The sequence below is a fragment of the Spirosoma profusum genome, assembly GCF_014699005.1.
Classification (GTDB): domain Bacteria; phylum Bacteroidota; class Bacteroidia; order Cytophagales; family Spirosomataceae; genus Spirosoma; species Spirosoma profusum.
This window is the reverse complement of record NZ_JACWZY010000024.1, coordinates 103,483-129,259: the sequence shown is the minus strand read 5'-3', so window position 1 is coordinate 129,259 and position 25,777 is coordinate 103,483. Positions and strand designations below refer to the sequence as shown.

Below are 25,777 nucleotides of genomic sequence, written 5' to 3'. Positions count from 1 at the left end.
GAGTGAATGAGTGAAAGAGCGAAAGAGTGGCTGACGCGACATATTCGCTCTTTCACTCATTCACTCTTTCACACTTTAAATAGCTATTACTGAAATTTCAACATTGACATCTTTAGGCAGTCGGGCCACTTCAACGGTTTCGCGGGCGGGTGGTTGGGTGGTGAAGAATTGGCCGTATACTTCGTTAATAGCCGCGAAATTATTCATGTCTTTCACGAAAATGCTGCTCTTCACGATGTTTGAGAAATCCATGCCAGCCGCTTTCAAAATGGCACCTATGTTCTCCATTACTTTTTGGGTTTCGGCCTGAATGTCGCCTTGGGCTGCTACATCAATGGCTACCTGTCCCGAAACGAATAACATGCTCGCAGGAGACGCTACGTTTATTTTTACGGCCTGACTATAAGGACCAATGGGCGCTGGTGCCTGATCCGTATAAACAATTTGTTTGCTCATGATTTTAATTTCTATTAGCTGATACTCATACAGTCGAGATAGTCTAAATTGACTGCCGACTGCCAACTATTACACCGCAAAGGTATCACTAAGAAACTGTTTGACTTAATAAATCGTCGCGTAGCGACCTAATGTTTATAGCAAAATTGTCCCTAATCTAGCTCCGTCGCGTAACGACCTAACAAATAGGCGGGATTTTGTTAGGTCGTTACGCGACGGAAGTTAGACCTGGACTCCTCTGTTTCTACAAACATTAGGTCGCTACACGACAAAAAATAATCAAATAAACTATGGCATCCTGGAAAGACTTCTTACACAACGTAGCGTCCGACGCCGATGCTCAATTTGATCGCTTGAAAAATAAGCTTTTTGGTCGGCTGGACGCTGAAAAACCGTATAAAATAGTCTACTACCGTGGTTTTGGAAGCCCTACGGCCGTTTGGCTGAAAGGGCGTGTTTTGCGACAGCGCGATCTGAGCACACCCAGCGACCATGATACGTTCTGGCAGAATCTGCTGGCAACGTATCAACGGTTCGAAAGCGATGAAGTACCCAACGTAACAGTTCGGGTTGACGCGTTTGGTACGTCGTACACAACTGTGACTGACAACGAAGGTTATTTTGAACTCACCATCAATCCGCCGGATGATCTGCCGCCGGGCCGGGCCTGGTTTCCAGTTCAATATGCGCTGGATAACGTAGTACAGCCTGCCACGGAATTGAACCCAGACAACGTAGCACAGCCGGTAGAGAAAGCGGGTTATATGATGATTTCGCCACCGTTCAGCAAGTTTGGCGTCATTTCCGACATCGACGATACCGTGCTGGTAACCGATGCCACCAATTTACTCCAGACTGCCCGGCTAACGTTTCTGGGTAACGCTTATAGCCGCTTGCCATTTGCCGGTATTGGTGCTTTTTATCGGGCTTTGCAGAGCGGGCCGGTTACTACGTTGTTCAACCCGATTTACTTTGTATCCAGTAGTCCGTGGAATCTGTATGATTTGTTAGTTGATTTTTTCCGGATTCAGGGCATTCCTAAAGGCCCGTTGTTGCTACGTGATTTTGGCCTGAACAAAGAAATGCTTTCATCGGGCGGGCATCATACACACAAATTAGGCATGATACGTAAAGTGCTGGATGTGAATCCACAACTGCCTTTCGTACTCATCGGCGACAGCGGTCAGCAGGACCCCGAAATTTATTCACAGGTAGTTCGTGAAAATCCCGGTCGAATTCTGGCGATTTACATTCGTGACGTATCAGAAGACGTGCGCGATGAAGCTGTTCGTGAACTGATTAGCACAACCGATACCTATAACGTACCAATGTTGCTGGTATCGGATACAGTAGCGGCAGCCGAACACGCAGCTTCGCTGGGATTGATCGATCCTGATACCATTCCCGAAATTCGCGCCGACCGTCGGGCTGATAAAGAATAAGAAGTTGTCTGAACCAGGATTTAATGGATTTAGGGATTTTCAGGATTTTATTTTGATTAAATCAATACGCTTCAAAAAAGCGAACGACAAAATCCTGAAAATCCCTAAATCCGTTAAATTCTGGTTCAGAATAAATTTTTCACATCCTACGCAACCCTTTCCCAAAACCCTCCGTATTGACGGACGAACCGGTTCAACTGTTCAATCTTTTATATCTAACTACAGTTGACATGAGAACGTCCTATTTTGTGAAGCGCCTGCCTGTGCTAACGGCTTTACTGATGATTGCGCTATGGAGTTGTAAGGAAGAAAACCCGACAACCGTTGGCGGTGGTACGGATTTATCGCTCGCAACAACGACGCTTGGTAACGTTATTGCCGGTGAAAACGGAAAAACGCTTTATTTCTTTGCGCCCGATGTAACGGGTACCTCGAGTTGCTCGGGTGGTTGCGCTACAACCTGGCCGGTATTTTATAAAGAGAACCCTTCGATGGGAACAGGCCTGAAAGCCAGTGATTTTGCGACCATTACCCGCGCCGACGGGGCGAAACAAACAACGTTTAAAGGCTGGCCGCTCTACTATTACCAGAACGATGCCAAAACGGGTGATGTAAACGGCGAAAACGTCGGTAACGTCTGGTTAGTAGCTAAACCAAACTATTCGGTTATGCTGGCGTCGCGGCAATTGGTGGGGATGGATGGCAAAAACTACACCTTCGATACTAAAGAAGGAACGGGCAACTCCATTTTTCTGACCGACAGTATTGGCCGTACACTCTACGCTTACGCTCCCGACAAGAAGAATAAAAATACGTATACGAAGGCCGATTTGAGTAACAACCCAACCTGGCCGATATTCGAAACGTCGGCTACGATTGGTGAAATTCCGTCGGCGCTTAAAAAGTCTGATTTTGCAACCATTACGGCTGTTGGCAAAACGCAACTAACGTACAAAGGATGGCCGCTTTATCTCTTCGGTCCCGATAATAATCAGCGGGGTGCCACAAAAGGGGTGAGCGTGCCGAAACCCGGCGTATGGCCTGTAGTGAACAGTACAACGGTGGAAGCGCCGAATTAATAAAGTAACTGGGTTAATTTCGATTCTGTTAGCAGCATGAAATGTAGAATGAATAATGCATAATGAGTAATGATCTTGAGGATTATCGGCCTGGAATTCATTATTAATTATTCATTCTACATTATTCATTCACTTAAAGTTATACTTTTAAGCCGACAGAATCTTATTGATTGCCTGATTACATGTAACCCAAACGTGGAATAGCTTGTCCAACGCATCGAACATACCTGCTTTATCCGACTTGCTTGCTGGCTGCTTACGTAACCAGCGGCAAAGTCAGGAGTTGCTATATCGGCAATTCTATGGATATGCCATGAGTGTTTGTCTGCGGTATGCACCCACCCGAGACGGTGCGCTGGAAGTCCTCAACGATGGGTTCCTGAAGGTATTTACCCGACTGGATCAGTACGACCCGGCCCAACCATTTAAAGGTTGGCTTCGGCGAATCATGATCAATGCAGCCGTGGATCATTACCGCCAGGAAGTGAAGCATCATCATCAGGAATCAGTTGATTTTGTTGAGAAAACGGTGGCTTCGGAAGCGGCTGACGCGTATAGTCAACTGGCACACGAAGATTTAATGGCCCTGATTCAACGGCTGTCGCCCGCGTATCGGCTTGTATTTAACTTGTATGTAATCGATGGATTCACGCACGAAGAAATTGCCAGCCAGCTTGGTATTTCGGTCGGGGCGTCGAAGTCAAACTTAGCCCGGGCGCGGGAAAACCTACGCGTACTATTGAAGCAGATAAACTACGACGAGTATGTCAGAGCTAACCGATGACCAATTGGATGAGCTCTTCAGAAAGTCGGCTGAAGAGTTCGAACCTACTCACGATCCAGGAGCATGGCCTAAGATGAGCGCCCTGCTGGATTCGACCGACCAGACCAGACCTGCCGGAGCCCTGCTCTGGAAGAATCTGCTACGTTGGGGGTTGCCTGTTGTGCTGCTGTTGCTGCTGACGGGTGGAGGATGGTTCGTGTATCAAAAGGTAACTAGTGGCGAACGTAACGCTTTGTCATCGACAGTCGTCAGCCAACAGCCGGAAGGGAATACAACAGCTAAAGGGTCACATCAAATCGAAACGTCCCGATTAGCCGATACTGAACAGCCAACTGAGCCGCAGAAACAGGCCGTAGAACAGCCCGCCAGCGACGTTCAGCCATCGACTAATCGGGCGGAATCGACCGATGGACGGACACCGGAAGCGAATTCCACCAGTCAGGTAAAGTTGACCGATGAACAAAAGATTTTGCCAAAAGCTGCTGATAACGTAGCGGTTACCCCTGCGAACTCGCCTGCTTCGTCCGCGTCTGACTTCCGGACTGCAACGAAACCAGTAACATCGACGTATAAGTCAGTAAAGAGCGCCAACGTAGTAAAGTCGTCGTTACGTAACGTAGCACCTTTGGCCGGACGTAAAGCAAAAGGACGCGTAAATCGTTCATCGCAAACCAACGTATCGACTATCGGTTCCTTTACCCAACAACGTAGTGTTTTTACAAATCGCAGACGGATCTATGCCCGCCGGGATGGGAATGTAATGACTCCTTCTGTATCGTTTGATAACCAACCGGATGCCGCCAGAAAGTCGAATGCAGGTATGCCACCTGCCGATGAACCACGTAGCGCTACGTTGGCCGAGTCGGTGGAAGCTGAACCCGAAGCCGTTGCGCTAATGAACATAAACGAGCTGGCCAGTAAATCGGCGCGTTGGCCCAAGAACCTGTCGTTTGTTGGTCGACCGGTAGAAGCTCATCCTGATACAACAGTACGTAAGGTTATACCCAACGTAACGGTTCAACGCGGTTTGAGTGTGCGATTCGTAGTAGCGCCGGACTTGAGTTCAATTGGTCTGAAAAACTTTACACGACCGGGTACCAATGTGGGCTTGTTGCTGGAGTACCGATTCGCGTCGCGCTGGAGTGTTCAGGCGGGTGTGATTCAGAGCACGAAAGTGTACAAGGCGCTGCCGGGCGAATATGACTATTACAATCTGCCGTCTGAAATTAAAAGATACCCGGCCAATTTCGCTGGAGTAGATGGTCGGTGTAATATGCTCGACATCCCGATAAACCTACGTTATGATGTTTTAGTAAAACCTCGTGATAACGGCCGACAGCCAACCCGTTGGTTCATTAGTAGTGGACTGACAAGCTATATTATGAATAAGGAAGATTACTCATATAAGTATTACCATTCTTATGCAGGTAATCCGACAGATACCACTGCCCGCAGTGGTGGCTACGGCCTCAGCAACCTCAACTTCTCGATTGGATACGAACGGTCTATAAGTAAACGATTATCCTGGCAGGTAGAGCCGTTCATAAAAGTGCCGATAAAGAAGGTCGGCTATTACAAAATTGATTTATTGAGTACGGGTGCATTTTTTTCGATTCGCTATAAACTGTAAAACCCGTGAGTGTACAAGCGAAATCGAGTTGTTCGTTAATTCATGTAAATACACTAAATTTAACTATAACGCCATGAAAAGCAATCCAACGACCGAACAAATGAAGCGCGGAGAATTTATGCGCAGTCTAGGCCTGAGTAGCGCAGCCTTAATGGCGTTCTATTGCATGGGTACTACGTTGACATCCTGTTCAAAAAGTAACAGTGATCCAACGCCGTCTACCGGTAACCCCACCGGAAGTGGTTTTACCGGGAATGCTGATGCGTCGAAAGGGGCCGTTAATTTTACGCTGGATCTGACCTCTTCTACGTATAGTAAACTGAAAACAGCGGGTCAGTACGCTATTGTTGGCGGTATTATCGTAGCGAAAGTAAAAAGCGGGTCCGTTATTGCGCTTTCGAAAACCTGTACCCATGAGGGAACAGAGGTTCAGTATCGAGCTACACAGGACGATATTTACTGCTCCAATCACGGTTCTGAGTATGCAGTAACAGGTGCTGTTAAAGTGGGCCCAGCCACCCAGGCTTTAACTCAATACAAAGCAAATCTCTCTTCAGACGGAAATACGCTGACAGTGACTGCCTAATTTTCAACAATCAACGCGATGAAATACATCATTTTTGTCACGCTTTTATGGCTTGAGGTAGGTTCGCTACAGGCTCAGGATTCGACAGCGGTGCGCCGGGATTCGTCCCGCGCGCCTGCGGCTGAACCAAAATCGTCGGATGACGATCTGCTGGCCAGCCTTTCCGATTCGACTGATAAACAGGAGTTGCTTCCGCATAAAATGATTTTTACGCAACGAGTCTTCTGGGGGCCGAAGGGATTACTACGTAGTATGAAAGTGGCTCCGCTTACTCCCGAAGGTCGGGCAAAGGAGCTTAAAGTGCGACGTACCATGCTCGGCATGCACCAGATTGGCGGGTTTGTAACACTGGCCGGATTTATTGCGCAGGGTTTGCTGGGAGCCAAACTCTATAACGCTAAAGGTCAGGAATATACCGATACAAAAAAATGGCATGAACGTACTGCTACGTATATCAACATCGCTTATGGCACTACGTTGGCCTTATCGCTGACGACACCACCGCCGGTAGTTGGTGCCCGCAAGGGATTTACGACCATTAAACTGCATAAATACCTGGCTATTGTGCATTTGACCGGAATGGTAACCACGAATATTCTGGCGCATATGATTCAGAGTAACCCAGAACTTAAACCGTATCACCGGGCGGCCGCTTATACTACGTTCGGTGCCTATGCTGCTTCAATTGTTTCATTAACTTTTTAAGCTATGAAAAAATACCTGATTTTGAGTGGCTTACTTTTAGCCACCTGGGCTTTTTTTGCCTTTACTGCGCCAATGGCCAAACGCAAAGTGATGGCCGACAAAGGACAATCGACCATTACGTATGCTGCTAAACACCCGCTTCACAGTTGGGAAGGGGTAAGCAAGGAGGTTAACTGCGCCATGATGTACAACGACGAAACCAAGCAACCCGAAAGTATTGCGGTTTCGATAAAAGTATCTTCGTTCGACAGCGATAACAACAACCGCGATTCGCACGCTATGGAGGTGCTCGATGGGATTAAGTTTCCGAACGTAACGTTTACCAGCTCGACTATTAAAACTGCCGAAGACGGTACGTTATCGGCCCAGGGTACGCTGACGTTTCATGGTGTCCCCAAACCTGTTACGTTGCAGGCTACGCATAAAGAGGCAGGTGGGAAAATGACGCTAACGGGTCAGTTTCCGGTAAATATGACTGATTACGGTGTTGAACGGCCATCGCTCATGGGTATGAAAGTTGAAGATGGTATGGTGCTACGTTTCAATATTGTGTTTAGTTTATAATGCCTTTTAAACCACAGAGGTTCGCAAAGAATAACTTTGCGAACCTCTGTGGTTTAAAAGCAGAAAGAGCACTTATTTATAACTGATAAAGCTGTTGAATTTCGGTGTTTGTCAGCGCCCGGTTGTAAATCCGAATCTCATCCATAGACCCGTTGAAATAGGACTGCGTTCGGTCTGCAAAGCTGCCGATAATTAAATCGGTGTTCGTGCTGACAATGGTTCCTGTTTTGGTGGTCTGGTAAATAAGCGAGCCATTTTTATACCACCTCATATTGCTCCCATCGTACGTAACGGTTACAAATTGCCAAACAGATTCCTGTAGGTTACAGCTACCACAACCCCAGTCCTGATCGGTTGTACCGGTTGTGGTTTTAAGTTCAAAATTCATGAGTGAAGGACCTCCGGTTCCTAATCCAAACTTACGATTAGAAGCATCCTGCGCCTTCGAGACAACCTGCATATTAATGCCACTACCATTCCAAACAGGGTTTATCCAGGCACAGATCGTCAGGCCAGAACCTGTAATATCCAGACTCGGACTATTGGGTACGCGGAGGTAGGTTCCATTTGATCGGATGAAGCCACAGGCCTGATTTGAATTGCCGAATCGGTCATTAATAATCACAGCACCTGTTAGAATGCCATGATTGCCGTTACCACTGGCATCGTTCGCATTTCCATTAAAAGGCAGGTATAAAACCAAACCATTCAGGAGTGTATTCACTGTGGCAGAGGCAGTCAAGCTAATTGTGTTACCCGTTACGACAGACGTAGTATTTACTGTAAGCTGACCATCGAACGTACCAGCCGCGCCAGGGGCAAACGTAATAACCACTGACTGCGAACTTCCCATTGCCAGTATACCATTCCAGGAACCTGAAAAGCCAGATGGTAGAGTAAGTCCTGTAACCGTTACGTCGGAACCTGTATTTTGAATAACGAGCGTTCGACTGGCAGTTTGCCCGACATTAATTTGTCCAAAGTTCATATTACCGCTCAGATTCAGTGCCGAAGGAGGTATGATCGACATACGCATCTGTGCGCCGGAACCTTTACGTAGCGTTCCCAGAATCGTTAGTTTCTTAACGTAGCCTGTTTCATTCAGTGAAATAATATGGCCTGAACGTATTGTCAGCGTATCTGAAAATTTAGGAACTCGCCCACAGGACCAAACTGTAGGGTCGTTCCAGACGCCGGTTTTTACGGTTTCCATACTTGTACAACAAAGCGTCCCAATTGCGATTGGGGCAGAAATACAGGTATAAGGCTGGTTCACAATTCGGTAAAAATCACCGTTGGCACCAAAAGCATATAGCGAGTTACTAGTGAAAAATTTTGCAGAAGTTAGCCCAATGGGCGAAGTAGCTTTATGTTGCCAGGTTTGCCCACCGTCGGATGTTCTGAACAGATTACTACCAGATACCATTACACCATTTAGAACATCCTCAAAAAATAATGGTCCAGCATTAGTCTGTGTAGATGGAGCGGTCCAGGTGCTACCTCCATTGGTTGTCATTAAGATAAATTGACCTGGAATTGACACCCAGCCCGTAGCAGCATCTTTAAAAAACAGATTTATATCAAATGCGTCGTCTATTACCAGTTGTTGTGTCCAGGTATTACCGCCATCGGTGGTTTTTAGCAAGGCCACAGCCGACTCGCCATACTTACCGGCAATCCAGCCTGTCGTATTATTGACGAAAAATGCTTTAGATGCTTTAACAAACTGGTTCACACTCGATTGCTGTATCCAGGTATTACCACCGTCTGTAGTACGCAGGATTAACGCCTGATATTCCGCATATGGGGTATTCGATGCGTATTTTTGACCAAATATCCAGCCATGACTGGCATCTGTAAAATAGATACCATTTAGTACTGAATAGTCTATGTTAACAGGTGTTTTCGTCCATGACATGCCCCCATCGGTCGATCTGGCAATGAAAGCGGGGGGATATCCTACTCCATCCTCCCTACCCGTAATCCATCCATTCGACGTATTAACAAAGTATATACTACTTAAATAGCCATCTACCGTGCTATACGTATTAGATGTTTGCCCGCCATCTGTGGTTCGACGCACCTGATTGTTCGTTCCTCCAGCACCCGGGTTGAGCGTCCAGCCGTTTGTAGGATCAATGAATGAATAATAGCCATTACCGGCAACTTGCCAACTATCAACTGATTGTGTCGCTTGCAATTTATAGTTACCGGGTTGGCTGGGTGAATAGGTTAGGCTGGTGGCTGATGCAACAGGTACTTCATCCTTTAACCATTGTAGGGCAGTGCCCGGCAATACCGAATTGCTCGAAAGTTGTACTGGCTGATTAGCGCATATATTGGTTGCATTTGCGTTTATGGTGGGCGTTGGAGTTATGGAAATAATATTAGTTCGGTCGGGAAGACTAGCATAATATTTATACAAGTGACCTGCTGTCGCCGTAAAACCTTCGGTGGCAGAAAAAAACCAAAAGGAAGATAGAATATTGGGATGTGTGTAAGAAAATGTCGGATTGCCTATAGGCGTCCAGTTCGTTCCGCCATCCGTTGATCGATATACCACTGAATTCAAGTTATAAAAACCTGTATTGGCGTCATTAAACCGAATTCTGCTGGTTCCTTGTGGTGAATTCTGGCTTTCAGCTCGTTGTAAAGTCCAGCTTGCACCACCGTTGGTCGTCTTAAACACTCCTCCGTATACAGTAGATACCCATCCCGTGTTTGCATCTACGAAAGAGACATCCGTGATCCACAATTGTGCATAAGGGCTCGGCAAGGACTGGGATGTCCAGTTGCTTCCCCCGTTGGTTGTTTTTCGGATAATACCACCCTGACCAACAATCCAGCCAGTATTTTGATTGATGAAATATATGCCCTGTACAGATGCATCATCGTACGGAATAGACAGGTTAACGTCCGTCCAGGTGCCACCGCCATTACTGGTATATAGCACTTTATTTTTTCGACCTACAACCCAGCCTGTTGTCGACGACGTAGCAAAAACATCATAGAGCTCATACCCAAAATTGATGGGTTGTGTAACCCAGGTAGCACCTCCATCGGTTGTTCGGTTGATATTACCGCCCCAGCCAACTACCCAACCGTTTTGGCTATCACTGAAATGAACAGCTGTGTTGAAATTATTTCCTACGGCTGTCTTACTCCATGTTTTACCACCATTGCTCGTTTTATGAATGCCTTGCCCAGATAAAACAAAACCTGTTGATGTATTCAAAAAATACATATCGGTAAACTCTAAAAACGTGCTTTGGCCCGCGTAGACATCGCTAAAGCCGCTCTTTTCATTATAAACAAATTGGTAGGCTCCGGGCAGAGTCGTTGTATAGTTTAGTTGACCATTCGTAGTACTAGCTACCGTTGTACCGTTACGTTGCAAACTTCCAGTCGTGAAGAAGCTGGGATTACTGTTGGTTAGTGAGATAGAAACAGGCGGGCCTTCACACAACGAATTGGTATTGGCCGATATAGACACCTGCCCAAAAGCCGGTATGCAAATGCTGGCTAGAATAATGGCAACGAATTTTTGTGTGATTGACTTTGTCGCAGAAAAGGACGTAGTAATTCTGGAACGTAAAACGTGTGGATTCATATTAATTATATGGATTGGTGTGGACTAAAAAAATATGCAAACTTGATAATTTGTTTATGTTGTCAAGCCGAAATAATAAATGAATTCAGTTTGATCAAATCACTGTACATCAGCAAATTATAGCGTGCATATAAACATCAAAAATAACTGTAGAAATTGTATTTACAAAAAGAAACTTTGCCTTATAAATCATTTTAAAAGAATATTCTGGAAGAGCGTTTACTGAATTTGTAAGCCGGAATAGTGATAAAATAAAGGCTTACGTTTTATTAGACCTGTGTTGAAAATATATAGGTTATCTTACAGTAAAATATAGGTTTTCCTCCATTTCAAAAGCGTGATACGTATCCGACCTTTGTTCTGTTCAACACGCTATAGAAATTATGTGCACCTGGGCAAACGTATCGACAAAAGTTGCAAACTACCGAACCACCGTATTGACGCTAGGGCTCGGGCATGGTTTTTCGGATGCAGCAGCCGGATATTTAATCGGAAGCTTTAGCCATACATCCCGTTTTGTTGAGACAGGCAGTGCCGTTCTTCTATACAACATTCTGGCGTTTGGTGGCCAACTGCCCGCCGGAATCTGGCTCGACTGTGTTGGGACGTATCGAAAATGGTCAATACTGGCGTCAGTGGGGATGATGGCGGCTTTAGGCCTTTCGTTGGCTCACTACGTATGGGCGGCTGTTGTATTGGCGGGTGTTAGCTCAGCGATTTACCATGTAGCAGGGGGCGCCGTTACGTTGATCAGCTTTCCGCAACAGGCTCGCTTCGTTGGGATATTCTCAGGTTTTGGCGTATTAGGTCTTGCGCTGGGTGGCTGGTCGGGAGCGATGCACTGGCAGGGCGTCGGTTATCTGCTCATGACTGGATTGCTGACCATCGGGCTTGTACTACGTAGCGCTACGTTCCCGACGGAGACTCAGCAAACAATTTTCCCCGAAAAACCGCACCTGGACAACCACGACTACGTAATGATTCTGTTGCTGGTGGCCATTGCGCTACGTTCGGCGGTCTGGAATGTGATTCAATTGCTGCATGCCGAGCAGTACGACTGGCTGTTATACGTAGCACTGGCAGCGATGACCGGGAAACTAGTTGGTGGCTGGCTGGCCGACCGAATTCCGTGGCGAGTGTATGCGCTGTTCGCGCTGGCGATTGCTATCCCGTCGCTGAGTTTCGGGTATCGAAAGCTGTTCTGGCTTTTGGTCGGAACGGGCTTGCTTCAGTCGTTGACGCCCATCAGCGTAGTGGCTTTGCAACGCCTTTTACCTAACGTACCGGCCACAGTAAGCGGTGCTACGTTCGGGCTGGCCATTGCGTTAGGCGGAGCAGTCTCGTTTTTACCGCTGGATTCTTACTTTTCTCTGTTCACTCAATTGCTACTTTTAGGCTTGTTAACCTGGGGATTATACTACGTCTTTTTATCGACGGATAAAGAACTTTCACTACGTACCAAATGATTTATTCAAACTTTTAAACCCTTATTGCCATGAAAAAATACGCCCTTTTGATTCTGTTATTCAGCACATGCTCCACTACGTTTGCTGATCTTGTTGATCCAAGACCAACAGGCTCTCCCATGTTGAATAGTGCATTGGTTATTGGGATTGTTGCTGTGGCGGTTCTGTTACTTGTTCGCCAACTTCGCAGGCAGCGAAATAGTTAATCGCCTTTCTGAAAAACGCTGTTCTGGCTACTCATATGAAAATCAAACGACTAATTTTTCTGAGTCTGCTATTGGCTAACGTAATACGTTGTGCCTGGGCCGATGTTATTCCGTATGATCGACGTAGTGTGAGCTACTGTTTTCGATTAGCGAATATCAATCAGTATCCCAAGTACGTATTTATCGCTTACTACCCGTTTCCGACACCTAATTATGCGATTATCAAATCTGGCGAATGCGTTCATTTCTACCACCTCAGCCGACCCGTCATTTGTGCCATAGCCAAGAATCATTTTCGGGAAGATAGTCTCAGAGCATATCAACAGGCACGAAATCAAAGCATCAGGGATAAACTACAGCGCTATTTTGAGTCGAACCCAAACTTAATTCGGTCGGATGTGAAAATAAGTGCAGTATCGACGCTGTCGAAATCAAACCCGACCAAGTCAATTGAGGACGTACTGACTGTTAAAAAGCTGTCGGGTAGTACGTTACAAATTGACTACGACAACGTAGTGTATAGGTATGACGATGGGACTACGGAGAAAAAACCATATACTGAGCAGGATATGCGCCCTTCACCGTCTTTGAAACCGAAAGCCTCCTCATCAAAAGCGTCGGTTGTGGGCGAAGGGTGGTTAGTAGCCGGAGGGTTATCAATTGTCGGGCTTCTAAGCGCCTTGTTTATGCGTAATCGGAAGCGCTGATGTGGATTTATCTGGTAAAAACCTGGCTGATTGAGATCCCGATTTTATTTCTATTTCTGAGGCACAAAGACCGGTTTATCAACATCCTATGGTTAGGCATGTTGATAAGTGCATCGACCTGGACATTTCTGATGTATTACTGGTATAGCTTCGGTGGTAACATTTTTTTGCTTGAAGGTATCGTGGCTTTGGTGGAAAGCCTGTGGGTACGTTCGTTGTGGAAAACATCCTGGTTATATAGCTTAGTTATCGGCTTTACCTGCAACGCTGTTAGTTTCGGCCTGGGCTGGTTGGAGTGGGTCTGAACTGACTACCAGATTTCGCTTTAACCCGCGCCGGGCGAGAAAGCCGCTAATGATAATCAGGAGCGAAGCTAAAAAAAACGGAGCGCCAGGAAGGTAGGTAGGCGCTTTGGGTGAGGTGAAGAATGAAAACAAATTCCCCATAATGAACGGCCCAACGATAGACGTAACACTAGTTAGGCTCGTTAAGGCGCCCTGCAATTCGCCCTGCTCATTAGCTGGAACCTGATTGGAAATAATTCCCTGAATGGATGGTCCGGCAATACCGCCCAATGCATAAATAAACATAAAGGCAAACATCATCCAGCTCTGATTCGCCAGACCGAACAGGAAGAAGCCAATCGCACTGAACATCATGCCCACATACACCGACCGCTGCTGACCTAATTTAGGAATTAGTACCCGGCTCAAACCGCCCTGTACCAGCGCAAATGCTACGCCAATCGTAGCTAACGAGAAACCTACCGTTGTTTCATCCCATTTGAATTTCTCAATGGTGTAGAACGTCCACGTGCCCTGTACGGCGAAGCCAGCAATGTAAATCAGCACCAGCGACGCCACTAAGCCTAGAATAACGGGGTATTTTCCCAGCCGCAGCAGTGAACCAAGTGGATTAGCCCGTTTCCAGTTGAACGGACGGCGGTTTTCAGGAGAAAGCGATTCGGGAAGAATCAACAAGCCATAAAAGAAATTGACCAACGTTAGGCCAGCTGCTACAAAAAACGGTACACGTGGCCCATATTGCCCTAAAAGCCCACCAATGGCTGGTCCCAGAATGAAGCCCACACCAAAAGCCGCCCCTACCAGACCGAAGTTCTGCGCTCGCTTTTCCGGTGGACTGATATCGGCAATGTAGGCTGTTGCTGTGGTGAAGCTTGCCCCGGTTATCCCGGCCAAAACCCGACCTAAAAATAACCAGCCGATACTGGGCGCAAATCCCTGAAACAGATAGTCAACACCAAAGCCCAACAACGAAAACAGCAAAACAGGCCGACGTCCATATCGGTCGCTCAATCCACCTAAAACCGGCGCGAAGATGAACTGCATTAACGCATAAGCGGGCGTCAACAAAGCTCCCCAACTGGCTGCCTGACTAATATTGCCGTGAATAAGTTGTTCAAGTAGCTTCGGGAAAACCGGAATAATTATACCCAGCCCCGTTACGTCAATTAGCAACGTAATAAAAATAAAAATGAGAGCTGGGGCGTTACGTTGTTTGGACATGAGAAGGTGAGTGATGACGGGGCCGCCCGTGCGGTTATAAACGATGAGCGGTGAGTTTGCTGACGCACTACGTAATTGTTGGCGTCAGCAAACCCACCATTCATCGTTTATAACCGCACGGGCGGCCCCGTCATTATTTTTTTTACGCGTAAGTATTCAGCATTACAGGCATCACCAGCATCAGAATATCTTCGTTTTCTTCCTTATCGGCTGGGATGAGCAGACCGGCCCGGTTGGGTGCTGACATTTCCAACGAAACCATTTTGGCGGCCAGATTACTTAAAACTTCTGACATCAGCTTGGCGTTGAAGCCAATTTCCATTGCGTCGCCGTTGTACTCGCAGAGGAGTTTTTCGTTGGCTTCGTTGGAGTAATCGAGGTCTTCGGCTGAAATGGTCAGGGAGCCGGCTTTGAGGGAAAGCCGAATCTGGTGCGTTGTGCGGTTGGCGTAAATCATGATCCGCTTCAGTGAGTTGAGCAAATCGCTACGTCCAATCGTCATTACGTTCGGATTGTTGGTCGGAATGGCATTTTCGTAATCTGGAAAACGCTCGTCGATCAACCGGCAAATGAGCTGCGTAGGGCCGAACGTAAAGGAAGCGTTCGACTGGCTGAACTCGGCCGTAACCGGAACATTCTCCGGCAAAGACGCCTTGAGTAATTGAAGGGCCTTCCGGGGAATAATAATGGACGTACTAGCCGCCGAACCGAGGTCAGTACGTCGGTAACGAATGAGCCGGTGGCCGTCGGTCGCAACGAACGTAGCGTTGTCTGCAGTGAGTTGCAGAAGGACACCCGTCATGGCTGGGCGCAGGTCGTCGGTGCTGGTCGCAAAAACAGTATTGTTAATAGCACTCAGCAATACGTCCGATGTCATATCCACCGACATGTTCTTGTTTACCGTCGGAAGTTTGGGAAAATCAATTGGATTTTCACCAGAAAGCTTATAGCGGCCATTATCGGTCAGGATTTCCGTGCCGAACGTATTGATATCGATATTAATCGTGACAGGCTGTTCAGGTAAGCTACGTAACGTATCGAGCAAAAGTTTAGCAGGAATGGCAATAGACCCGTTTTCGCTCGACTCAACCGGTATTTGCGTGGTCATGGTCGTTTGCAGGTCCGAAGCTGTTACGATCAGATTGCCATCTTCAATACGAAATAGGAAATTTTCAAGAATCGGCACAATCGGGTTGGTAGCCACGACGCCATTGATATGCTGAAGGTTTTTGAGCAGAACAGATGAGGAAACAATAAATTTCATTAGCCAGGCGGTTAAGTCGGTTAGTATTTGGATATAAGAACAAAAGTAGCAAAAAAAGCCGACAGCCCATGGAAGTTTTTCGAGAACCTTTCGACCGTAAATAGCCGTTGTAAAGAGTGAAAGAGCGAATGAGTGAAAGAGCGCAAAGTAGCTTGCGTCAGCCATTCGCTCTTTCACTCATTCACTCTTTCGCTCATTAAAAATGGAAGCTGAAATTGTCAATCGTGTGGCCAATAGCGGCCTGATTACGCTCGATCTGGAAGACTATTATCACGCAGGTGAGCGTGTGGTGTATGACTTGAAAGATAACCTCTATATGGGGTTGATTCTGAAAGAGAAAGATTTTCGGGCTTTCCTGAAAGAGCACGACTGGGGGCAATATGCTGGTAAGAACGTAGCGATTACCTGCACTGAAGATGCCATTGTGCCAACCTGGGCTTATATGCTGCTTACGTTGCAATTGCAGCCTTACGCCAGCAACGTAGTATTTGGTACGTTAGCTGATCTGGAGGAGAAACTTTATTTCGATGCCATCGCCCAAATCAACCCCGATGATTATCGCGACGCCCGTGTTGTGGTAAAAGGCTGCTCAAAAGTGCCCGTTCCTACGGCAGCCTACGTCGAACTGACCCGCGTGCTACGTCCGGTGGTGCAAAGCCTGCTGTTTGGCGAACCCTGTAGCACCGTTCCCCTTTACAAACGCCTAAAGACGTAGTGATTGAGTAAATGGAGTAATTAGGCGGGCCGTGTCAGGCTCCAGCTATTGTAGCTAGATTTACCTTCTGACTCTATTTTAATTACTTTCTCTTAAAGATCTTCTCCCAACTATTACATGCTGGTATACTAATTGCATAGAATTTAGATTGATGCAGTCTATTTTCAGTGCATTGCTAGTGCTCTGGTAACAATTGTATACCGGAGTGACTATTTATGCTTTTTCTATAGTCGCGTATTTTATTAAGTAGTATATTAGAGTTTATGTGTTTTGGATTAATGGCCTGATTAACAATTTATTATGTATTTGCTGGGCCACTTATAACGAAATGATTCTGATGTAATTTTTACCATATAATGAAAATTCAAATAGTAATTCTATTTCTTTCATTATCTACCCTTGTCAGTGCTCAAGAAAACCTGATCAAAAATCCTGGTTGTGAATTGCCTCTGGTAAATGGAAAAATACCAAACTGGGTGGAAGTGGTTGGAAATGAGTGGACGAAGCGTACGACTGACCCACGCCCAAAAGAAGGGCAGGGGTATTTCTTCGCGGGCAATACCGCCGACGCTGAATTAAACCAGACTATTGCCTTAGATGATTATTCGTGTTCTATTGACCTGGGTAATCAGCGATTTTTCTTTATAGGGTCAGTCATGTCTACTGCCAAAAATCCGCCTGATCAGACTACTATTAATATTGACGTACTGGATGCTGGTGATGTCGTGCTAGGTTCATATAAACTTGGTCCGTATAATTATGCTACGTGGACACCGGTTACTTATTCCTTCATTGCGCCGGTTAAAACCCGAAAAATTAAAATACGACTACGTAGCACCCGTCAAAGTGGAACAACTAATGACGCTTATTTTGATGATCTGGCGCTAGCGGCAACACCCGAGGGAAAGAACTTTACGATAGCGTCGACAACTGCACTTCCGGCCAGTTGCGGTCGTACAGACGGAGTGCTATCGGTGAGCATAGCCGCAGGCCCGCAGATTGCATCCCGACAATATTCTATCGACGGACAGATATTTCAGCCAAGCCCTACTTTTATAAATCTCGCCAGTAAAAACTATACGGTTACGGTAAAAGATGGCGGCTGCGTGCAAAGCCAAACGGCTACCGTAGGTACTAAAAATCCACCGAAGTTAGATCGAGTAAACTCAGCAAGTGCCAGTTGTGGCCGCGCCGATGGAGCCATATCATTAACTTTAGCCAGTGGGAGTGGGGCCAGTCAATATGCCCTGAATAGTCAACCGTTTCAGATTACGCCCGTTTTTTTTAATCTGGTAGGCGGAAAGTATAAAGTGACCGTGAAGGACGGGGATTGTATTGTCTCGGACTCAATAACGGTTGGCAATAAAAGTTTACCACGTATCGATGACGTAAAGATTACAGATGCCAGTTGCAACCAACCCGATGGAACAGTAACATTAGTTGTGACGGGTGGGAGCGGGGCGGGTCAGTATTCGTTGAACGGGCAAACGTATCAATTGACACCTGTTTTTATAAATCTGGCAAGTGGCGATTACAAGGCAACAGTCAAAGATGGGGCATGTCTTGTGGATAGATCCGTGAAAGTAGGTCTTAAAAAACTTACTTTCAATACTTTTCAAATCAAGGATGCTACGTGTAATCAGGCAAACGGAAGCATTACGGCTAGTGTTCAGGGAGGTAACGGAACGAAGACGTATTCACTGAATGGAAAGGCCTCACAGAGCAGCCCTGCATTTCAGAATCTGGCCGGTGGAAACTATACAATTACAGTGACCGATGGCGGATGCACGGCCAGCCAGACAGCTACTGTGGGTGCGAAGTCTGCCCCAACTATCGACGGTATGCAGACCAGCGAATCTACCTGTGGACAACAGGATGGTACGTTAATCCTGACTGTATCGGGGGGCAGCGGCAACCGGCAGTATTCGTTGAATGGGCAAACGTATCAGTCGAGCACTACGTTTCAGAATCTGGCCGTCGGTAGTTATACAGTAACTGTTAGAGACGCTGCCAACTGTACGGTGAAACGGGAGGTAAGTATCAGCGCATCAGGCGATTGCTACGTATTTGTGCCCGATGCCTTCACCCCGAATCGTGATGGAGTAAACGATTTTTTTCAACTGGTATCCGGTTATAAAATCAATTATACCATTCGGAACTTAGCCATTTACAACCGTTGGGGAGAAGTGATGTTTTCCAGGGAAAATTTCTCGATACTTGAAAAAGATGGCTGGTGGGATGGTACGTCCCAGGGCGTAGTAGCCGATGCGGGAGCCTATACGTATTATTTCGAATACGTCGATATCAACAACGTTACAATCTCCCGCCGTGGTGTTGTTACGTTGCTACGTTAAGGTTGGGCTGAGCAATATTTTTGTCATTCTTCCGATCCGGCGGCCCGGCTTCGTCAGAATGACAAAAATGCACTACAAAAACAGTTTAATTAGGAAATTACCGATAAGCGGCTTCACTCCAGCGAAGCTCGTTTTTCAACTGACGCAGGTTTGTATTGCGATCGATCACGACCAGTTCTACGCCAAAAATATCGGCAAAATCTTCGATGTGGTCGGTGGTCAGATTCTGGCTGTAGACCGTGTGGTGAGCACCGCCAGCCAGAATCCAGGCCGCGCAACCCGTTTGCATATCGGGAAGGGGTTTCCAGATGGCGCGGGCAACGGGCAGTTTGGGGAGTGCTTCGGGTACTTCCACCGCTTCGACTTCATTGACCAGCAACCGGAACCGATTACCCATATCAATTAACGATACGTTAATCGCTGGCCCCGCCGGAGCGTTGAATACCAAACGTACCGGATCAGCCTTTCCTCCGATACCCAACGGATGAATCTCGCAGGTAGGTTTTGCAGCCGCTATCGATGGACAAATTTCGAGCATGTGCGAGCCGAGCACCAGCGGATTTCCCGGATTGAAATGATACGTATAATCTTCCATGAACGAGTTGCCACCCGGAAGTCCAGCCGCCATCACTTTCAGCGTACGTACCATTGCCGATGTTTTCCAGTCGCCTTCCCCCCCGAAACCGTAGCCGTCGGCCATGAGTCGTTGGGATGGTATGCCCGGTAATTGGGTCATGCCGTGCAGGTCTTCGAACGTATCGGTGTAGGCTGAGAAATTGCCATCTTTCAGAAACGCCCGCAAACCGATTTCAATCTTGGCGGCATCACGTAGTGAACCATGCTGGGCACCGCCTTTACGTAGCGAATCCATCAATGTATAACTGTCGGAATATTCGGCTACTAACTGGTCGATTTCAGCATCTGTAACCTGATTGATGACCGCTACCAGATCGCCGATGCCATGCGTATTTACCGACATACCGAACGTCATTTCGGCGGCTACTTTGTCGCCATCGGTAACGGCGACCTGGCGCATGTTATCGCCAAATCGAACCACTTTCATGGTTTTTAACTCATAGGCTGCCACGGCCACACGCGTCCAGCCTGCTATTTTGGTGATCACGTCTGGCTCCTGCCAGTAGCCGACAACTACCTTCCGATTTAAGCGCATCCGCGACATGATGAACCCAAATTCCCGGTCGCCGTGGGCCGACTGGTTGAGGTTCATAAAATCCATGTCGATGTCGTTCCAGGGAATATCGCGGTTGAACTGCGTGTGCAGGTGAAGCATCGGCTTTTTCAGGACGTTTAACCCCCGAATCCACATTTTTGCGGGCGAAAATGTGTGCATCCACGTAATGATACCGACGCAGTTACGCGCTACGTTCGCTTCCTGACAGATCGTATAAATTTCGTCAGGCGTTTTGACGACTGGCTTGAAAACAACCCGGACCGGAATGGCTGGCGACGTATTAAACGAATCGGCAATGATATGTGAATGAGCATCGACCTGTTTCAGCGTTTCCTCGCCGTACAGGTGCTGACTGCCTGTAATGAACCAAACTTCGTACTGCTTTAAATCAATCATGTTGTTTATATTTTTTTGTCATGCTGAGGCACGAAGCATCTTATCGTTTCCTTGCTTATAAGCTTGGGGGCCTTAAGATGCTTCGTGCCTCAGCATGACAAAATCCTTTTCTACAAATTCACCTAACTTCAAATATTTCTGATACAGCTTTTCGTACGTAGCAACTGTCTCAGGGCGAGGTTGATATTCGGCGTCGAAGCCGGAACCCATAGCCTGCTGAGCTGCTTCCAGGGTCGGATGCACGCCAGCTGCTACAGCCGCACACATGGCTGCTCCCAGCGCACAGGCCTGGTCGGCGCGGGCTACCTGAATCGGTTTATTCAGTACGTCAGCGAGGGTTTGCATCACAAACGGCGATTTTTTAGCGACGCCACCAATCGCAATCACTTTCTTGATCGGAACGCCTTCTTCCAAAAACCGATCAACAATACTGCGCGAGCCAAAAGCGGTTGCTTCGACAAGAGCTTTGAAAACCGTAGCAGCATTTGTACCCAGGCTCAAACCCAACAAAGCTGCCTTCAATGTGTGATTCGCGTCCGGCGTTCGGCGACCATTTATCCAATCGAGAGCAATTACATCGTTCTCGGTAACAGGCAACGTAGCAGCCTGCGCCGACAGATGTGGAATAAGCTGGCGTTCCAACGTATCAGCGGCTTCATCACCCAATAATTGCCGTACCGGATTGGTTATCAGCCTCGCAAACCACGCATATAAATCACCAAAAGCTGATTGCCCCGCTTCGAGACCGAGCATTCCCGGCGCTACTGACCCATCGACCTGACCGCAGATACCACGTATTAACTGATGACCGATTTCTTCATTTGGAGCCATCAGAATATCGCAGGTCGACGTACCGATGATACGTACAAAGGCATACGGCTCAATTTCGGCACCGACGGCACCCATGTGAGCGTCGAACGCGCCAACGCCGATCACTACGTTCGTCGAAAGATTGAGTTTTTCAGCCCATTCCGCTGAAAGATTTCCCATCGACTGGTCGGCGGTGAACGTATCGGTGAAGAGTCGGTTACGTAGTCCACCGAGCAATGGATCAAGTCGGGTCAGAAATTCGTCGGAAGGAAGTCCATCGAATTCGCTATGCCAGAGCGCCTTATGGCCAGCCGCACATCGCGAGCGACGTAGTGTCAGCGGATTTGTATTACCTGTTAATACCGCCGAAATCCAGTCGCAGTGTTCGATCCAGGAAAATGCGTGCTGACGAACTTCTTCATCCACACGTAGCGTCCGAAGGATTTTCGCCCAGAACCATTCCGACGAGTAAATTCCGCCAACGTATTTAGTGTAATCGGTATCCCAATGGTGCGCCAACGTATTGATTTCCTCCGCTTCGGCGTTTGACGTGTGGTCTTTCCAGAGAATAAACATGCCGTTGGGATTCTCCGCAAAATCAGGACGTAGTGCCAGCGGTAGCCCCGTTTCATCAACCGCACAGGGCGTAGAACCAGTGGTATCGACCGAAATGCCAATCACCTGCTGCCGAACGTCCGATGAGGTCTGGGCTAATGCCCCGTTGATGGCCGCTTCCAGCCCTTCCAGATAATCGAGCGGGTGCTGGCGAAACTGCGACGTTGCCGGATTACAGTAAAGTCCTCGTTTCCAGCGAGCGTATTCATGTACGTGTGTACCCACGGCCTCACCCGTTTGAGCGTTCACAACCAGCGCCCGAACCGAATCGGTTCCAAAATCGACGCCGATAACGTATTTATTATGCATGTTTAACAGTTAGTCAACGTATCGTGTTTGTTTGACACAATATTAGGGCTTACTTGTGCTTTTTCAATGAGAAACGTAATTATTTTTTGAAAAAGGCGATTCGCTACGTTAGCGTGAGTTCCGGGAAGAAACTAACGTAATTGGTGAGGTACTGCTGATATTTTTCTGTATTCAGTTGGTATAACTTTCCTTTTTTGGTCGCTGAATTAGCGTCTTTTTCGCCAGTGTCAATCAGCAAATCGGTCGACATGATTTTGCGGCTGAAGTTTCGGCGGTCGAGTTGGGTGTTGTAAATGGCTTCATACAGTTTCTGCAACTGCGGAATGGTAAATTTTTCGGGCATTAGTCCCAAACCGATGGCGTGTAGGGCTGCTTTGTAACGAAGCTGACGTATCGCTTGCTCAACCATTTGGTCGTGGTCGAAAATGAGCCGGGGCTTTTTAGTCAGGCTAATCCAATAGGCATTGTGCGTTTTCAGGGCGTTGGTATCCTGTTGCTGGCTGTTAATCAGGGCATAATAGACTACTGAAACGGTACGTTCGACGGGGTCTCGGTTGACGGCACCAAACGTTTGTAGCTGTTCGAGGTAGTTATTTTTCAGGCCAGTCAGTTCGAATAAGATGCGCTGGGCAGCGTGTTCAAGGTCTTCCTGTTCATTCAGAAACCCACCCATGAGCGACCAATTCCCCTTCTCAGGCTCAAAATTTCGCTTAATCAGCAAAACATTTAGCTCGTTGCCATCGAAACCGAAAATAATGCAGTCGAGCGCCACTAAAATTCGACTCGAATGAGAATAGTGCGTCATGAGCAGTTGAAGGAGGAGAAGCGTATTTTGTCATGCTGACGCAGCCGGGCCGCCGGAGCGGAAGCATCTTAAAGTATCCTTACTAGTTCGCTTGGGCACCTTAAGATGCTTCCAGCGTCAGCATGACAAAACTAATCCGTGATTATTTCTCGCTAAATAATGCAAATTTTTTTTGATTAAGCCGCGTATCGAATAAAATTGCAGCTAACATGAAAAACCATACTGTAAACGGGTTGCCCAGATGACAACCAACGAAATTGAGGTTCTCTTTGAGCAAATCAAAGAGGTGAAGATTGGCGTTATCGGCGACTTTGCCGTAGATCTTTATTATAGCCTGCAGACCCAGACGGGCGAGCAATCGCTGGAAACAAAAAAAGACGTTTTCTGGGGAAGCCAGCCAAAGGCGTCGCTGGGCGCGGCTGGCAATGTTGTTCAGAACCTGGCCGCGCTTGGTATCCATACTGTTCATGCCGTCGGTTGCGTAGGCGATGACCTGTATGGGCGCGAAATGCAGCATTTGTTCCAGACATTGAACGTCAATTCGCAACATTTGCTGAAGGCTTCTGAAAACTGGGATACCTGCGTTTATACCAAACCGAACGAAACTGGCGAAGAAGCCAATCGTATTGATTTCGGAACAGCCAATTCGCTTTCTGATACGTTTTTTGATACGTTGCTGACCGGTTTAGAGTCGTTAGTAACGAGCCTGGACGTATTGATCATCAACCAGCAATTTGCTAAACCACTTCTTACGCAGGAACGTGTGTCGGCGATAAATGGCTTAATTCAACGCTTTCCAAACGTACAATTCGTGGCCGACATGCGCGATGTTGGTACGTATGTTCGGGGTGCTACGTTGAAAGTAAATACGAACGAACTAGCTCGTTTCCTGAACGTAGCAGCCCCAGAGCATCCCGAACTAAACTGGTGCGTGGAGAACGGCAATACGTTGCGGGAAAATTTGGGTGGAGCGTTACTAATTACCCGTGGCCCTGCTGGCATTTTGTATCTGGACCAACACGGTGCGCAATACGTCGATGGCTTACATTTATCGGGCGAACTGGATACAGTTGGCGCGGGCGATACGGTGGTTGCCGCCTGGTCGGCTTGCCGGGGCGCTGGTGCTACGGTTAATCAGGCGCTGGAAATGGCGAATCTGGCAGCCGCCGTTACGGTTCAGAAACTCCAACAGACGGGTACTGCTACGTTGCCCGAAATCCTTACCATTCATAAACAATTCTTTACTAATGACTAACCAAACCCTTGAGCAGTGCCGTCAGGAACTGCATGACCACCTGATCGACGAATTATTGCCTTTCTGGATGAATCGCGCGGTCGACCGGGAAAACGGTGGATTTATCACGCATTTTGATAAAGACGGAAACGATTCGGGTGAGGATGAAAAGTCGCTCATTGCGCAAACACGCTCCATTTATACGTATGCGTCAGCGCATCGGGCGGGGTATGGCAATGGTGCACTGGCTGAAATGGCTCGTCATGGAGTCGATTACCTTATTGGGCGGATGTGGGACGAAGAGCACGGTGGTTTTTACTGGATGACCAACCGAAAAGGTGAAGTAATTATCGACCAGAAAATCGTTTACGGGCAAAGTTTCGCTATTTACTGTCTGAGTGAATATACCCTTGCCACGGGCGATAGTCGTGGTATCGAGTATGCACAGCGGGTATTCGATTTGTTGCAGAAATACGCTGTTGATACGTGCTACGGTGGCTATTTCGAGATGTTTCACCGCAACTGGACACTCAAAGGGCCGGGTGCAGCCGGGGGAGATCGGAAAACGCTCGATGCGCACATGCACCTGATGGAAGCCTTCACTACGTTGTACGAATGCTCGCAGCAGGAATTACATCGCCGGAAGCTGCTGGAAGTCATTACGTTACTGACGGAGAGAATCATGCACCCCATACACGGCACCGGGATTCCACAGTTCTGGGCCGATTGGCGCGTGGCACCGCAGATAAAATTCGACGTGATCTGGGGCTGGGATCGATTCACGGAAGATGGCGCGAAACGGGAGGCCGAGGATAATACCAGTTATGGTCACAATGTTGAATTCGCCTGGCTGTTGCTGCACGCGCTGCACGTACTGGGCATTCCTCATAGCGAATATCAGGAACAGCTTTTGAAATCCTTTTCACACGCTGTTGATTTTGGAATCGACTGGGAATTTGGGGGCGTTTTTGTGGAAGGTTCTCATGCCGGCGTAGTTTATGATCGGGAAAAAGAATTCTGGCAGCAGGCCGAAGTGCTCATCGGTCTTTTAGATGCGTATCGAATTTTCGGCGACGAGAAATACGGAAATGCCTATGAAAACGTTCATCGATTTGTAATAGATAAAATGATTAACCATCCAATTGGCGAGTGGTGGCCTCTAATGACCCGACAAGGTGTACCCATCTGGACGCACATGAGCCATTCCTGGAAAATCAATTATCACACAGTACGTTCGGTAATTCAGTCGATACGTCGTCTGGATATGCTGCTGTCGGCGTAGGTATATTAATTCTGGTTTGTAGGTAAGTAAATGAGGCATT

General features: G+C 47.4%; 22 protein-coding genes and 1 pseudogene. 15 read left to right on the top strand and 8 right to left on the bottom strand.

Annotated features, from left to right (window positions below; translation table 11 throughout):
* Positions 1-75: 75 nt before the first annotated feature.
* Positions 76-456, bottom strand: coding sequence for a Rid family detoxifying hydrolase (locus tag IC229_RS24250; RefSeq protein ID WP_190889719.1), 381 nt, complete (start codon positions 454-456; stop codon positions 76-78).
* 290 nt (positions 457-746) lie between these two features.
* Between IC229_RS24250 and IC229_RS35795 the strand changes: the two are divergent.
* A pseudogene (locus IC229_RS35795) lies at positions 747-1,703 on the top strand (App1 family protein); the annotation flags it as partial.
* A 52-nt stretch (positions 1,704-1,755) separates the two neighbouring features.
* On the opposite strand, the gene IC229_RS36165 reads toward IC229_RS35795, so the two are convergent.
* Positions 1,756-1,896: a TilS substrate C-terminal domain-containing protein gene (locus IC229_RS36165; RefSeq protein WP_394355983.1), complete on the bottom strand. Its 141-nt coding sequence runs from the start codon at positions 1,894-1,896 to the stop codon at positions 1,756-1,758.
* A gap of 232 nt (positions 1,897-2,128) precedes the next feature.
* On the opposite strand from IC229_RS36165, the gene IC229_RS24240 reads away from it, so the two are divergent.
* The 6 genes from IC229_RS24240 to IC229_RS24215 all read left to right on the top strand — a co-directional run bounded on the left by IC229_RS24240 (position 2,129) and on the right by IC229_RS24215 (position 7,246).
* Positions 2,129-2,977 (top strand): hypothetical protein, encoded by an 849-nt coding sequence (locus tag IC229_RS24240; RefSeq protein WP_190889703.1) that lies wholly within the window; start codon positions 2,129-2,131, stop codon positions 2,975-2,977.
* 205 nt (positions 2,978-3,182) lie between these two features.
* On the top strand, positions 3,183-3,761 hold the full coding sequence (locus IC229_RS24235; RefSeq protein WP_190889701.1) for an RNA polymerase sigma factor: 579 nt from the start codon (positions 3,183-3,185) through the stop codon (positions 3,759-3,761).
* A complete protein-coding gene (locus IC229_RS24230) occupies positions 3,742-5,391 on the top strand; it encodes a porin family protein (RefSeq protein ID WP_190889700.1) in 1,650 nt (549 codons plus the stop codon). The genes IC229_RS24235 and IC229_RS24230 overlap by 20 nt, the downstream gene beginning before the upstream one ends.
* A gap of 73 nt (positions 5,392-5,464) precedes the next feature.
* Positions 5,465-5,977, top strand: a complete 513-nt coding sequence (locus IC229_RS24225; protein ID WP_190889698.1) for a QcrA and Rieske domain-containing protein — start codon at positions 5,465-5,467, stop codon at positions 5,975-5,977.
* A gap of 18 nt (positions 5,978-5,995) precedes the next feature.
* The gene (locus IC229_RS24220; RefSeq protein WP_190889696.1) at positions 5,996-6,682 is read left to right on the top strand and encodes a hypothetical protein; all 687 of its coding nucleotides are present in this window, start codon (positions 5,996-5,998) and stop codon (positions 6,680-6,682) included.
* A 3-nt stretch (positions 6,683-6,685) separates the two neighbouring features.
* Positions 6,686-7,246, top strand: a complete 561-nt coding sequence (locus IC229_RS24215) for a YceI family protein (protein WP_190889695.1) — start codon at positions 6,686-6,688, stop codon at positions 7,244-7,246.
* A gap of 76 nt (positions 7,247-7,322) precedes the next feature.
* Here the strand turns inward: IC229_RS24215 and IC229_RS24210 are convergent, their stop codons facing one another.
* Positions 7,323-10,856, bottom strand: coding sequence for a YCF48-related protein (locus tag IC229_RS24210; RefSeq protein ID WP_190889693.1), 3,534 nt, complete (start codon positions 10,854-10,856; stop codon positions 7,323-7,325).
* A 383-nt stretch (positions 10,857-11,239) separates the two neighbouring features.
* Here IC229_RS24210 and IC229_RS24205 point away from each other — a divergent pair, with 383 nt between their 5' ends.
* From IC229_RS24205 to IC229_RS24190, 4 genes are read left to right on the top strand one after another with little or no spacing between them, the layout of a single operon-like run.
* Positions 11,240-12,322 carry an MFS transporter gene (locus IC229_RS24205; protein WP_190889691.1) on the top strand — a complete coding sequence of 361 codons (1,083 nt, stop codon included), beginning with the start codon at positions 11,240-11,242 and terminating at the stop codon, positions 12,320-12,322.
* A 29-nt stretch (positions 12,323-12,351) separates the two neighbouring features.
* On the top strand, positions 12,352-12,528 hold the full coding sequence (locus tag IC229_RS24200; RefSeq protein ID WP_190889690.1) for a hypothetical protein: 177 nt from the start codon (positions 12,352-12,354) through the stop codon (positions 12,526-12,528).
* A gap of 35 nt (positions 12,529-12,563) precedes the next feature.
* On the top strand, positions 12,564-13,235 hold the full coding sequence (locus tag IC229_RS24195; protein ID WP_190889688.1) for a hypothetical protein: 672 nt from the start codon (positions 12,564-12,566) through the stop codon (positions 13,233-13,235).
* Complete coding sequence (locus tag IC229_RS24190; protein ID WP_190889686.1) at positions 13,235-13,540, top strand: hypothetical protein; 306 nt, start codon at positions 13,235-13,237, stop codon at positions 13,538-13,540. Before IC229_RS24195 ends, IC229_RS24190 begins: the two co-directional genes overlap by 1 nt.
* Here the strand turns inward: IC229_RS24190 and IC229_RS24185 are convergent.
* Both IC229_RS24185 and dnaN read right to left on the bottom strand, forming a co-directional pair.
* Positions 13,478-14,761 carry a TCR/Tet family MFS transporter gene (locus tag IC229_RS24185; RefSeq protein ID WP_190889684.1) on the bottom strand — a complete coding sequence of 428 codons (1,284 nt, stop codon included), beginning with the start codon at positions 14,759-14,761 and terminating at the stop codon, positions 13,478-13,480. The genes IC229_RS24190 and IC229_RS24185 overlap by 63 nt on opposite strands.
* A gap of 142 nt (positions 14,762-14,903) precedes the next feature.
* On the bottom strand, positions 14,904-16,025 hold the full coding sequence (gene dnaN / locus IC229_RS24180; RefSeq protein ID WP_190889683.1) for a DNA polymerase III subunit beta: 1,122 nt from the start codon (positions 16,023-16,025) through the stop codon (positions 14,904-14,906).
* Between the two features lie 202 nt (positions 16,026-16,227).
* Here dnaN and IC229_RS24175 point away from each other — a divergent pair, with 202 nt between their 5' ends.
* The gene (locus tag IC229_RS24175; protein ID WP_190889681.1) at positions 16,228-16,740 is read left to right on the top strand and encodes a DUF2480 family protein; all 513 of its coding nucleotides are present in this window, start codon (positions 16,228-16,230) and stop codon (positions 16,738-16,740) included.
* A 356-nt stretch (positions 16,741-17,096) separates the two neighbouring features.
* Positions 17,097-19,094 carry a T9SS type B sorting domain-containing protein gene (locus IC229_RS24170; protein WP_190889680.1) on the top strand — a complete coding sequence of 666 codons (1,998 nt, stop codon included), beginning with the start codon at positions 17,097-17,099 and terminating at the stop codon, positions 19,092-19,094.
* A 97-nt stretch (positions 19,095-19,191) separates the two neighbouring features.
* Here IC229_RS24170 and araA read toward each other — a convergent pair whose 3' ends face one another.
* From araA to IC229_RS24155, 3 genes are all read right to left on the bottom strand, one after another.
* Positions 19,192-20,682 carry an L-arabinose isomerase gene (araA, locus tag IC229_RS24165; RefSeq protein WP_190889678.1) on the bottom strand — a complete coding sequence of 497 codons (1,491 nt, stop codon included), beginning with the start codon at positions 20,680-20,682 and terminating at the stop codon, positions 19,192-19,194.
* A 72-nt stretch (positions 20,683-20,754) separates the two neighbouring features.
* A complete protein-coding gene (locus IC229_RS24160) occupies positions 20,755-22,416 on the bottom strand; it encodes a ribulokinase (protein WP_190889676.1) in 1,662 nt (553 codons plus the stop codon).
* 103 nt (positions 22,417-22,519) lie between these two features.
* Positions 22,520-23,221 (bottom strand): NUDIX hydrolase, encoded by a 702-nt coding sequence (locus IC229_RS24155; protein WP_190889675.1) that lies wholly within the window; start codon positions 23,219-23,221, stop codon positions 22,520-22,522.
* A gap of 241 nt (positions 23,222-23,462) precedes the next feature.
* On the opposite strand from IC229_RS24155, the gene IC229_RS24150 reads away from it, so the two are divergent.
* Entirely contained in the window at positions 23,463-24,476 is a 1,014-nt protein-coding gene (locus IC229_RS24150; protein ID WP_190889673.1) for a bifunctional heptose 7-phosphate kinase/heptose 1-phosphate adenyltransferase, read from the top strand.
* Entirely contained in the window at positions 24,469-25,737 is a 1,269-nt protein-coding gene (locus IC229_RS24145) for an AGE family epimerase/isomerase (protein ID WP_190889671.1), read from the top strand. The genes IC229_RS24150 and IC229_RS24145 overlap by 8 nt, the downstream gene beginning before the upstream one ends.
* The last annotated feature ends 40 nt before the right edge of the window (positions 25,738-25,777 follow it).